Origin of the sequence: Aeromicrobium panaciterrae (assembly GCF_039537165.1) — a bacterium.
Classification (GTDB): domain Bacteria; phylum Actinomycetota; class Actinomycetes; order Propionibacteriales; family Nocardioidaceae; genus Aeromicrobium; species Aeromicrobium panaciterrae.
Window position 1 is genome coordinate 2,473,010 of sequence record NZ_BAAAZZ010000002.1, and the last position, 11,572, is coordinate 2,484,581.

Genomic DNA, 11,572 nt, shown 5'->3' on the forward strand with positions numbered 1-11,572 from the left:
AATATGCGCGTGACACATGTGACGATCATCGGCGGCGGTCCTGGCGGCTACGAGGCCGCGCTGGTGGCGTCACGCCTCGGCGCCGACGTGACCCTGGTCGAGCGCGACGGTGTGGGCGGATCCACCGTGCTGACCGACTGTGTCCCGAGCAAGACCCTGATCGCGACCTCCGACCTCCTGACAGACGTGAGCGGTGCGGCGGAGCTGGGCATCGAGGCGCCCACCGCGGTGCGCGCCGACCTCGCCGCGGTCGACAAGCGCGTGCTGGCGCTGGCCCAGGCCCAGTCCGACGACATCGCCGAGCGACTCGCCGCGAGCGGGGTGAAGGTGCTCGCCGGCACTGCGACGCTTGAGTCGGCACAGCTGGTGGTCGTCGGCGACGCGCGCATCGAGACCGACGCGATCCTCCTGGCAACCGGAGCGCACCCACGCGTCAGCGACGACGCACAGCCCGACGGCGAGCGCATCCTCACGTGGGAACAGGTCTATGCGCTCGAGGAGCTTCCCGAGCACATGATCGTCGTGGGCTCCGGCGTCACCGGCGCGGAGTTCGCCAGCGCCTACAACGGGCTGGGCGCAACCGTGACTCTCGTGTCGAGCCGTGACCGGGTGCTCCCCGGCGAGGACGCTGACGCCGCCACCGTGATCGAGGACGTCTTCACCCGCCGCGGCATGACCGTGATGGGCAACTCGCGGATGGCCTCGGTCGAGCGGATCGACGACGGCGTACGCGTGACGCTCACCGACGGACGCATTGTTGACGGCTCGCACTGCCTGCTGGCCCTCGGATCGATCCCCAACACCGAGGGGCTCGGGCTGGACACGATCGGTGTGGAGCTGGACGACGGAGGCTTCATCAAGGTCGACCGGGTCTCGCGCACCAACGTACGAGGCGTGTATGCCGCGGGTGACTGCACCGGCGTGCTGATGCTGGCCTCGGTCGCCGCCCAGCAGGGGCGCATCGCGATGTCGCACCTGTTGGGCGACGCGGTGCACCCGCTCGACCTCGGCAAGGTCTCGAGCAACGTGTTCACGTCGCCGGAGATCGCCACGGTCGGCCTCTCGCAGAAGCAGGTCGACGAGAGCGATGCCTCGATCGTGTCCGCGACCTTGCCGCTCGCCTCCAATGCGCGCGCCAAGATGCAGGGGGTCCACGACGGCTTCGTCAAGATCTTCGCGCGCCGGGGGATGGGCATCGTCGTCGGTGGTGTGGTCGTCGGGCCCAAGGCGAGTGAGCTCATCCACGTCATCTCGCTGGCGGTCTCGGCATCGCTGACGGTCGACCAGGTCGCCGACGCGTTCACGATCTATCCCTCGCTGTCCGGATCGGTCGCTGAGGCGGCGCGCAGGCTTCACGACACCCCCTGACGCGCCAAAACCGCTGGGAAATCACACGGTTGTAGTTCGCCGCCAATCGTGTCGTCCGTGGATTCTGGCGGTCTTGTGTGCGCATAATCGTTGGGCGACGCAACTGCACCTCCAGTCACACCAGCCACAGGATCGGACTTCCCCCATGCTTTCCTGGCGCTCGATACGCCTCTGCGCGACCGCACTCACCGCGGTCGCTCTCGTCCTGTCCGGACTGCTCGTGAGCCGCGCCCAGGGACCGTCGACGAGTGCGGCCTCGCTGGCCGGCCTCGACCAGACCGCTCCGGCGCCCGACGATGTGCCGGACGAGGTGCCCCACGACGCACCGTTCGTGCCCGACCCGAAGGGCCCGAAGCCGGTCGTCAGCACCAAGGAGACCGAGGTCCCGAGGGCGCCGGCGGCGGCCGGCAAGGACGTCGTCGCCGAGCTGCCCGAGACGCGCACCACTGCGTACGGAATGGTCGGCGTGACCTGGAGCGCCGCCACGACCGAGAAGGACATCAGCGTCGCGATCCGCTCGCTCGTCAAGGGCAGCTGGACCCCTTGGCAGACGCTGGAGAACGACGACGACAACCCGGGTGACCCGGGTCGCCCCGGCACCGAGCCCATCTGGGTCGGCGAGGCACAAGGCGTCGCGGTACGTGTGTCCTCGGCGTCTGGCACGAAGCCCGACGACATCAAGGTCATGACGATCGACCCCGGAGGCGTGAACGAGGCCACCGCTGCGACCGTGTCCCCGGCAGCCTTCACGACGAACGGAGTCATCGACGGGACCGCGCGTGTCTCGACTGCCGCGACCGCCGCGGGGGACGGCACGCCCAGCTACACGCCGCGACCGACGATCATCCCGCGCTCGGCGTGGGGCGCCTCCGCAGGGGGTACGTGCTCGGCACCGCTGGTCGGCAGCACGACTCGCGGGATCGTGGTGCACCACACGGCCGGCAGCAACTCCTACACGGCCGATCAGTCGGCCAAGATCGTCCGGGGGATCCAGGCGTACCACGTCAACGGGCACGGCTGGTGCGACATCGGCTACAACTTCCTGGTCGACAAGTACGGCCAGATCTTCGAGGGCCGCAAGGGTGGTGTCGACCGCAACGTCCGCGCTGCGCACTCGGGCAACAACGAGGTCAACACCTACACGACCGGCATCTCGATGATGGGCGACTACGACAAGTCGAGTGTCCCCGCGGCGCTCAAGTCATCCATGGTCAAGCTGGTCGGCTGGCGGATGGGCACGACCTACCTCAAGGCCAAGGGCACCTACAGGGTGACCGAGAAGAACCTCACGCTCAACATGATCGCGGGGCACCGCAACGTCGTGGGCACGGCCTGCCCCGGCAAGTACGCGTACGCCTGGCTGTCGGAGACAGGTGGCCTGCGCGATCGCGTCGAGGCCTACATGTCGAAGTACTCGTCGGACATCAAGACCCGTGCTGCATCGCTCGGCTCGACCGCCACGGGCGCCGTGTTCGTCGGCGAGTCGCAGATCAGCGGCGGACGACGTACGCAGTTCGCCAAGGTCGACATCTTCTCCAAGGTCGGCCCGGGCACGCACGTCGTCTCGCAGGCCGGCGGCTTCCGGGCGAGGTACGTCGCGGCCGGCTACACCATCTCGGCGCTCGGCTTCCCGACCACGGACAGCCCGACGGTCGGTACGAGCGGAACGTTCGCGCAGCGGTTCGAGGGCGGCAGCATCTACGCGGTGCGCAACGCGACCTCGACCGTCAACTACCTGCTCTGGGGTCCGACCGCGACGCTCTACCAGAACCTCGGCGAGGCCTCCGGCAAGCTCGGAGCGCCGAAGTCCAATCTCGTGCCGGAGTCCGGCGGCTATCGCACGACGTTCGCCAAGGGCTACATCCGCTACAACGCGTCGACCAAGAAGGCCACGGCCTACGACAGCTCGGGCACCGTGATCTCCTCCGTCACGCCCCCGCCGCCCCCGGCGGTGGCCGACACCCTGACGATCCCCTCGACCCGTACGTTCACCCTCAAGGGGCACGGTTTCGGCCACGGCATCGGCATGAGCCAGTACGGCGCACAGGGCGCAGCGAACAAGGGCGTGAAGTACGACGCGATCCTCGCGCACTACTACCCGGGCACCGCGATGGGCACCAGGACCGGCAACATCCGGGTGCTCATCTCCAAGGACACGACGACGTCGGTCGTCGTGGGCGCGCGCGGTGACCTGGTCTTCCGCAAGGTCGCGGACAACAAGCCCATCGCCCTGCCCACCACGGCAGGCAGCACCAAGATCACCCAATGGCGCATCGTCCCGCTGTCGACGGATGCCACGAAGTCGGTGCTGCAGTCACAGATCAACGGTGCCTGGGCGACGTACGCCGGCTTGACCTGGACAGGCGACGCCCAGTTCGAGGCCTCGACCCTGACGCTCTACATGCCCGACGGCAAGGGCGTCGTCTATCGCGGCATCCTCCGCTCCGCCGTCCCGAAGGCCGGATCGCCCGATCGCGACACCCTCAACGTGCTCCCGATCGAGTCGTACGTCCGCGGCGTCGTCGCGGCCGAGATGCCGTCGTCGTGGTTCCCGGAGGCGCTCAAGGCGCAGGCGGTGGCAGCCCGTACGTACGGCGTGCGTGGCATCGTGCCGAGCCGCTACTACGACATGTGTGACACGACCAGCTGCCAGGTGTTCCGTGGCGTCGCGGGCGAGACGGCCAACACGGACAAGGCGATCTACGCGACGAGCGGCAAGATCCTGACGTACGGCGGCACCCCCGCCTTCACCCAGTTCTCGTCCTCCTCGGGTGGCTGGACGGCGATCGGCAGCCAGCCCTACCTCCCGTCGAAGGCGGACTCGTACGACAACTGGTCGGGCAACCCCAACTTCAGCTGGACCGCGCCGGTGAAGGCAGCGACGCTCGAGAAGGCCTATCCGGCGATCGGCGGACTCACCTCGCTCAAGGTCACCAAACGTGAGGGCGGCGGCGAGTGGGGTGGGCGGATCTCGACGATCCAGCTCATCGGACCGAAGGGCACGGTGTCGATCTCCGGAGCGACGTTCCGCTCGGTCCTCGGTCTGAAGTCGTCATTCGTCGCGCTGCGTTAGTTGTCCGCGCTGGGGGCGCTTACGATGGATCGCATGTTTGCCGGGGGAAAGCTCGTCCTGCTCGTCGCGTCCGCTGGTCTGATCCTGTCGGGGTGCCAGTCGCCCGCGAAGTCGACCTCCAGTCCGGACGCTCCGTCGGCTTCTGCGGCGCCCCAGGCGCCCCAGGCGCCCGAGTCGTCGCCGCCGGACCCGCAGGAGACGACCAGCCGCGACATCGCCGTACCCGCTGCCGTGAAGTCCGGCTCCAACATGGTCGCCGAGCTCGCCCCGACCAAGACCCGGTCGTTCAAGCTGGTCGGCGTCACGTGGGACAAGTTCGACAACGACGAGCACGTCACGGTCGAGGTCCGCGTACGCAAGGACGACGGCTGGACGGCATGGGAGCCGCTCGAGGTCGATGAGGACGGCGGTGAGGCCAAGCGCGGCGGCACCGAGCCGTGGTGGACCGACTCTGCCGACCAGGTCAGCGCACGCGTCACGACCGCCAGCGGCGCGACCCCCACCGGCGTCAAGGTCGTCACGGTCGACCCGGCGGCGGGCGACACCCCTGCCGGGACCGTCGCCCCGGCGTTCTACTCGACGAGCCAGCAGTCGTCGGTCATCGCTGCTGCTGACGGCACGCCGGGGTTCACCCCGCAGCCGCCGATCATCATGCGCACCTCGTGGGGCGCCAAGGCGCCGATCGGGTGCGGTGAGGATGGTTACAACGTCTACGGCACCACGACCTTGGGCGTGAACCTGCACCACACGGCCGGGTCCAACTCCTACTCCAAGTCGCAGTCGGCGTCGATCGTCCGGGGCATCCAGACGTTCCACCAGAACGGCCGTGGCTGGTGTGACATCGCCTACAACTTCCTCGTCGACAAGTACGGCCAGATCTTCGAGGGCAGGGCGGGCGGCATCAACCGCCCGGTTCGCGGGTCCGACTCCGGCCTCAACTCGGTCAACGAGCTGACGATGGGCGTCTCGCTGATGGGCAACCTCGACAAGGTGCAGCCCAGCACCGCGATGAAGGATGCGACGGTCAAGCTGGTCGGCTGGCGAGTTGGCACGTTCTACCTCATCCCGGTCAAGGGTGGCCTCAACATCGGTGGCGTGTGGCTGCAGCGCATCTCGGGTCATCGCAACGTCGTGAGCACGGCCTGCCCCGGCAAGTACGGCTATGCGTGGCTCAACGCCAAGGGCGGGCTGCGTGACCGCGTCTCCAACTACGTGTCGCAGTACCGCTCGGCGATCAAGAGCGCGGCCTGGCGACTCGACGGACTCAAGCAGACAGTGACCGGTCCGGTCGAGGCTGGCGAGGTCGGCTCCGCCACTTGGCGCCAGACGGCGTTCACGAAGTACGACTTCTTCTGGCGCTCCAGCTTCGCCACGGCCTACTACGTGACGGGCACGGCACGCGCCAAGCACCGCCAGTTCGGTGGCCAGGGTGCGTACGCCGGCAAGCTCGGTTTCCCGACCCAGAACATGACGGCGACATCGACTCCGGGCTTCTCGGTCCAGAAGTTCGAGCGTGGCGCGATCTATCAGGTCGACGCGTTCTCCTACGCGCTGTGGGACGACATCTACAAGACCTACAACACCGGCGCCAACGCCGCCAACCTCGGCAAGCCGACCTCGAGCATCGTCGAGTCCGGCAGCGACAAGACGGCGACGTTCGACAACGGCACGATCACACAGACCGGCACGAATCCGCCGGTCGTCAAGCTCACTGGCGCGCCGGCGAAGGAAGCTCCGCCGACCGAGCCGACGCCTTCTCCGGCACCTTCCCCGTCGGCCGGCGACGTGGGTGCCGAGTCGGCCGACGTGACGGGCACTGCGGCGGCCTTTCCAGTCCTGTGGCTTCGCAGGTCTGGGATGATCTCTGCATGACCGCGCTCCTCAAGTCGATAGCGATCTCGCTGACCGTCAATGCCGCTTCGCTCGCCTTCGCCGCCTGGATCTTCGACCGGTTCAACATCCGGTTCGGCTGGTTCGTCCTGGCGGTGCTGCTCGTCACGCTGCTGTCGGTGACGCTGCGCGAGATCGTCATCAACACGGTCAACCGTTTCGCCCGTGGCTACACGATCGCGGGTGGCCTGGTGCTCACGGCACTGGTGCTGTTCCTGACTGAGCTCGTGGTGCCCGAGACAGGGTTCTACATCGAGGGCTGGGGCACCTGGATCGGCGTCACCTTGATCGTCTGGGCCGCCGGCATCGCCTACGGCGAAGTGGACAAGAAGGCTCCCACACCGCGAGCGTAGCGAGCGCGTGTGGGAGGGCTAAGGCGCGAAGCGACTGGGAGCGTCCACGCGCGAAGCCCTGGTGAGGTGTCTCAGCAACCAGTCAACGCGCAGCGACTCGACCCTCAGAGCTTGGACAGCAGATCCGGGTCCAGCGATCCGTACCCGGTCGAGGCCCACGGCTCGACGGCAGCATCGACGTAGTGGACGACGGTGTCGCCGACCGGAAGATCGAGAAAGTCGGGCGTGCGCTTGCGGCGCACGGTCTTGCGGCACGGGGCACAGCACGGGACGTCGCGCGACCCGGCAGGTGTGGTCCAGCGGACGGTGGCCGTGGCGTGGCCGTGCAGGGGGTTGAAGAAGCAGACGACCGACGGGGACCACGGCTTGCCGACGACAGCGTGGTCGAGCGCGTCCTCGCCACGGCGGGCCAGCACCAGGGCGCCGATCGAGTCGGCTGCCTCGGCGGAGCGCTTGAGCACCTCGCCGGCGGCGTCGTAGTGGTCGAGGGCCGCAGTCCATGCTTGCGGGTCTGAGCCTTCGGAGATCTGCAGCTGTTTGATGCGTTCGCCCAGCGCATCGGTCTCCGACTGCGCCCGCCGGCGCCAGTCCTGGGTCTGGGCGGTGGAGATCCGTTCGAGCGCCCGACCGGTGATCTGTAGATCTCGTCCGGCTGTGAACCGGCGGCGCACCACACCGAGCACCGCCAGCAGCACGGCGATCGCGACCCCGAGAGACACACCGAAGACCGGTGGTGACATGCCGAGGATGTCGTTGGAGTCACCACCTGGGGATGTCGAGGAGGAGGTCTGGCGTTCCGGGAAGGTGTCGTCGTACGCCTCGCGCGCCGTGCCCGTTGCGACCAGCTCGGTCGCCTTCAGGAGCTGCAGGCCGAGGTCGGCCGGGTAGAGCTCGGTCGCGACGTAGCCGGCCAGGTTGTTGGCGTTGTCGGTCACGACGCCGTACGAGGTCGACGCGAGGTCCCACCGACCGTCATAGACGGGTCTCGACACGAAGTAGATGCCGTCCTCGGGAAGCTCGCGGTGCACCAGCGAGACGAGCTGGATGGGACTCAGGTCATCGTGGCCCAAGGGCGCCACGATGACGTAGATCGGGGTGTCCGCGCCGGTGATCGTCTTCTTGAGCTGGGTCAGCTGCTGTGGCGTGATCGCGTCGGCTGTCGAGGCGTCGAGGTGTACCTGGCCGTCCCGGAGGTCGGCGACGATCTTCGCGACGTCGGGAGCGTATGGCTGGGTGGTCATTGTGCGCCTCGTCTCGTTCGTACGACGAACCACGCGATCGCGAGGACGCCGGCCAGCCCGATCCCGGCAAGTGTTCCGATGAACGCGCCGGCGGCGATCGTGCCCGCCCGGCCGCCCCAGTACTGGCTGCCCGTCGTGTCGGCCTCTGCGAACTCGCGGCCGTCGTTCTCGTCGATGACCGCGAGCAGACCGGTCGCCAGCTCGCCCGCTGACAGTCCATCGTCGTACTCGATCGTGTCGTCGTCGCCGACGTAGTCGTCACTCTTGATGCCGACCTCGTCCGCCGCCATCCCCTTGGCACCCGCGGAGATGTAGTAGCCGGGTCGGTCGAGCTCAGCGCCGATCTGGTCAAGGGCCTGGGACGGGAGGTAGTAGCCGGCTTCGCTGCTCTCGCGCCAGATGATCACGAAGACCTCAGGTCGCGATGCGGCGGCCGCGGCGTCGATCCTGGCGATCTCGGCCGGCGTCAGCAGGCCTTCGGAGTCTGGGTCGACGTAGACGTGCGAGGACTTCAGTCCGGCGACGGCCGCGAGCACCCGGTCGCCCGAGGGCGGGAACGCAGATATGTGGGCCGATGCGACGGTCCAGCCGATCCAGGCCGCCACGACCGCCGAGATGGTCGTGAGAAGGAGTCCGAGGCGGCTCATCCGCGACCGCCTTGGCACTGCAGCACCTGACTGGCCAGGTCGTCGACGAGTGCGCCGAACCCCGTGCTGGCCCAGACGGTGTCGGTGTCGAGGTAGGGCCGGCTGCCGCGCCACGTGCGCGCCCGGAGGAAGTCACCCGGTTGCCTTGCGCATGCTCGGCAGACCGGTGCGTCGAGGGCGGTGCCGGAAAGCTGGATCGTCTCCGACGCTTCCCCGTGGAGCGGGTTGACGACGCAGGGCCGGTACGCAGCGAGGCTCGGCTTGTCGATGCGGTCGAGCTCGCGGCCGGCGATCAGGGCCAGCACCCGGGCCCCGACCACGTCGAGATCCTTGCGGGAGCCGACGACCGTCCTGGCTGCGCGCAACGCCTCGTCGGCGCTGTGTGCGCTGGCGGATCCGAGCTGCGCGGCTGAGAGCGCGTCGAACCGGTGCTGAGCCTGGTCCAGCACCCGCTCGGTGTCGGCGAGATCTGGCGGCTCCGGGGCGCCGGGTGAGTGGTCCGGTGCCCGTCGAGCGGCCATCGGCGCTCCCACGGCAACACGGCTCAGCGTCAGTCCGGCGATGGCGACGGCAAGACCGGCGGCAATGGCGTAGACCCATCGACGTGCGACCTGGTCCGCGTGCTCGTTGGACTCGGTCGCGATGAACGCCCACGGCTCATCCATGAGCTTGCGGAGCGTACGGTCGCTGATCGGCTGACCGGGCTCGGCGGCGGCGCGGAGCAGCGCCGCGGCGTCGAAGACCGCGGTGGTCCGGTTGTACTCCTCGGGACCTTCTTCCTCCGCGGCTCGGATGGCCCGGTAGCCGAGATTCAGGTCGAGGGACGCGGCCTTGCCGAACCCGCGCGCATAGTCGATGCCCTCGTCGAACTTGATGATGTAGAGGCCGTCGCCCAGCTCCTGACGTAGCAGGGCGGCTGCCTGCTCAGCGGGGTGCTCCGCGCCGTCGAGCTCTGCCGGGAGAGCACCGAGGACGACATACACGGGCGCATCGACGCGCTCGGCCAGGCCCGCGAGCATGTCGTGGGCCACGTGGGCGTCGCCGGTACCCATCACCGGCTGCACCAGCACCGGGTCGGTACGCAGCTGCGCGACCATCTCGTCGATCGTACGGGCGACAGGTCGTCCAGCGGCTCCCGTGGGCGCGGCGATCAGGAGTCCGAGCAGGAGCAACAGCCCTGCAGCCAGCCCCCGAGTCACGATCAGCAGTCCGTTAGGACGGGTCCTTGATCTCTGCCAGCACCTGGCCCGAGGTCACCGTGGCGCCGACCTCGATCGACAGCCCCGTGACGACGCCGTCCTTGTGGGCGTTGATCGGCTGCTCCATCTTCATGGCCTCGACGACCACGATCTGGTCGCCGGCGGAGACGGTTGCACCCTCCTCGACGGTGACCTTGACGACGGTGCCCTGCATCGGAGCGGTGAGCGAGTCGCCACTGGCCGCGGCGCCGGCCGCCTTGCCGCCCTTGCGCTTGGTCTTCTTGGGGCCCGCTGCGGCAGCCGAGGCGCCGAGTCCACCAGGCAGGACAACCTCGACGCGCTTGCCGCCGACCTCGACGACGACGCGCTCGCGCTCAGCAGGCTCGTCGTTGTCATCGGTGGCGCCGCCGTACGGCTCGAGCTCGTTGACGTAGTCGGTCTCGATCCAGGTGGTGTAGACCGTGAAGTTGCCGTCGGGGGCGGCGAACGCCGGATCGTCGATGACCGAACGGTGGAACGGGATCACGGTCGGCATGCCGTCGACGACGAACTCGTCGAGGGCGCGCCGTGAGCGGGCCAGGACCTGCTCACGGCTCGTACCGGTGATGATCAGCTTGGCGACGAGGGAGTCGAACGAGCCGGGGATCGTCTCGCCCTCCTCATAGCCGCCGTCGAGGCGTACGCCGGGGCCCGACGGGGGAGCCCACTTGGTCAGCGTGCCGGGAGCCGGGAGGAAGCCGCGGCCGCCGTCCTCGGCGTTGATGCGGAACTCCATCGAGTGGCCGCGGATCTCGGGGTCGTCGTAGCCGAGCTCTTCGCCGGCGGCGATGCGGAACATCTCGCGTACGAGGTCGATGCCGGTGACCTCCTCGGAGACCGGGTGCTCGACCTGGAGGCGGGTGTTGACCTCGAGGAAGCTGATCGTGCCGTCGGCGGCGACCAGGAACTCGCACGTGCCGGCACCGACGTAGCCGGCTTCCTTGAGGATCGCCTTGGACGAGGAGTAGAGGCGCTCGATCTGGTCGTCGGTGAGGTAGGGAGCGGGCGCCTCCTCGACGAGCTTCTGGTGGCGGCGCTGCAGCGAGCAGTCACGGGTCGAGATGACGACGACGTTGCCGTGGCTGTCGGCGAGGCACTGGGTCTCGACGTGACGCGGCTTGTCGAGGAACTTCTCGACCAGGCACTCACCACGGCCGAAGGCGCTGATGGCCTCGCGTACGGCCGATTCGTAGAGCTCGGGGATCTCCTCGATCGTACGGGCGACCTTGAGGCCGCGGCCGCCGCCGCCGAAGACGGCCTTGATCGCGACCGGCAGCCCGTTCTCCTTGGCGAAGGCGACGACCTCGTCGGCGTCCTTGACGGCGTCCTTGGTGCCCGGGGCCAAGGGGGCATTGGCCTTGAGGGCCAGCTGCTTGGCCTTGGCCTTGTCGCCGAGGTTCTCGATGGCGTGCGGCGGCGGGCCGATCCAGATGAGGCCGGCGTCGATCACGGCCTGGGCGAACTCGGCGTTCTCGGCCAGGAAGCCGTAGCCGGGGTGCACGCTGTCGGCGCCGGAGCGCTTGGCGACGTCGAGGATCTTCTCGATCGACAGGTAGGAGTCACCGGGCGTCGAGCCCTCAAGGGAGTAGGCCTCATCGGCAAGACGGACGAACAGTGCGTCCCGGTCGGGCTCGGCATACACGGCGACGCTTCCGATGGCCGAGTCCTTGCACGCGCGGATCACTCGTACGGCGATCTCACCACGGTTGGCGATCAGGACCTTGGTCAGGGGCTTGCTCACTGATTGTTCTCCTCGACGCGA

8 protein-coding genes are annotated in these 11,572 nt (G+C 68.4%); 4 read left to right on the forward strand and 4 right to left on the reverse strand.

The genetic code is table 11. The features are described 5' to 3' along the window. Positions 1-9: 9 nt before the first annotated feature. The 4 genes from ABD683_RS12990 (at position 10) to ABD683_RS13005 (ending at position 6,684) form a co-directional block, all read left to right on the forward strand. A complete protein-coding gene (locus ABD683_RS12990) occupies positions 10-1,368 on the forward strand; it encodes an NAD(P)H-quinone dehydrogenase (RefSeq protein ID WP_344770376.1) in 1,359 nt (452 codons plus the stop codon). 145 nt (positions 1,369-1,513) lie between these two features. Then, positions 1,514-4,441: a SpoIID/LytB domain-containing protein gene (locus ABD683_RS12995; protein ID WP_344770377.1), complete on the forward strand. Its 2,928-nt coding sequence runs from the start codon at positions 1,514-1,516 to the stop codon at positions 4,439-4,441. Positions 4,442-4,474: 33 nt separating this feature from the next. Further along, complete coding sequence (locus ABD683_RS13000; RefSeq protein WP_344770378.1) at positions 4,475-6,313, forward strand: N-acetylmuramoyl-L-alanine amidase; 1,839 nt, start codon at positions 4,475-4,477, stop codon at positions 6,311-6,313. Further along, the gene (locus ABD683_RS13005) at positions 6,310-6,684 is read left to right on the forward strand and encodes a hypothetical protein (RefSeq protein WP_344770379.1); all 375 of its coding nucleotides are present in this window, start codon (positions 6,310-6,312) and stop codon (positions 6,682-6,684) included. The genes ABD683_RS13000 and ABD683_RS13005 overlap by 4 nt, the downstream gene beginning before the upstream one ends. 104 nt (positions 6,685-6,788) lie before the next feature. On the opposite strand, the gene ABD683_RS13010 is transcribed toward ABD683_RS13005, so the two are convergent. From ABD683_RS13010 to ABD683_RS13025, 4 genes are read right to left on the reverse strand one after another with little or no spacing between them, the layout of a single operon-like run. Further along, complete coding sequence (locus tag ABD683_RS13010) at positions 6,789-7,925, reverse strand: hypothetical protein (protein ID WP_344770380.1); 1,137 nt, start codon at positions 7,923-7,925, stop codon at positions 6,789-6,791. Continuing rightward, positions 7,922-8,572: a hypothetical protein gene (locus tag ABD683_RS13015; protein ID WP_344770381.1), complete on the reverse strand. Its 651-nt coding sequence runs from the start codon at positions 8,570-8,572 to the stop codon at positions 7,922-7,924. Before ABD683_RS13015 ends, ABD683_RS13010 begins: the two co-directional genes overlap by 4 nt. Next, complete coding sequence (locus ABD683_RS13020; protein ID WP_344770382.1) at positions 8,569-9,771, reverse strand: hypothetical protein; 1,203 nt, start codon at positions 9,769-9,771, stop codon at positions 8,569-8,571. The genes ABD683_RS13015 and ABD683_RS13020 overlap by 4 nt, the downstream gene beginning before the upstream one ends. A gap of 13 nt (positions 9,772-9,784) precedes the next feature. After that, positions 9,785-11,551 carry an acetyl/propionyl/methylcrotonyl-CoA carboxylase subunit alpha gene (locus tag ABD683_RS13025; RefSeq protein WP_344770383.1) on the reverse strand — a complete coding sequence of 589 codons (1,767 nt, stop codon included), beginning with the start codon at positions 11,549-11,551 and terminating at the stop codon, positions 9,785-9,787. Between the last annotated feature and the right edge of the window lie 21 nt (positions 11,552-11,572).

What these genes read in the sequence shown, in the direction of transcription:
- ABD683_RS13000 (WP_344770378.1), top strand. Translation starts at nt 4,475, where the DNA reads ATGTTTGCCGGGGGAAAGCTCGTCCTGCTCGTCGCGTCCGCTGGTCTG.
- ABD683_RS13010 (WP_344770380.1), bottom strand. Translation starts at nt 7,925, where the DNA reads ATGACCACCCAGCCATACGCTCCCGACGTCGCGAAGATCGTCGCCGAC.
- ABD683_RS12995 (WP_344770377.1), top strand. Translation starts at nt 1,514, where the DNA reads ATGCTTTCCTGGCGCTCGATACGCCTCTGCGCGACCGCACTCACCGCG.
- ABD683_RS13005 (WP_344770379.1), top strand. Translation starts at nt 6,310, where the DNA reads ATGACCGCGCTCCTCAAGTCGATAGCGATCTCGCTGACCGTCAATGCC.
- ABD683_RS13015 (WP_344770381.1), bottom strand. Translation starts at nt 8,572, where the DNA reads ATGAGCCGCCTCGGACTCCTTCTCACGACCATCTCGGCGGTCGTGGCG.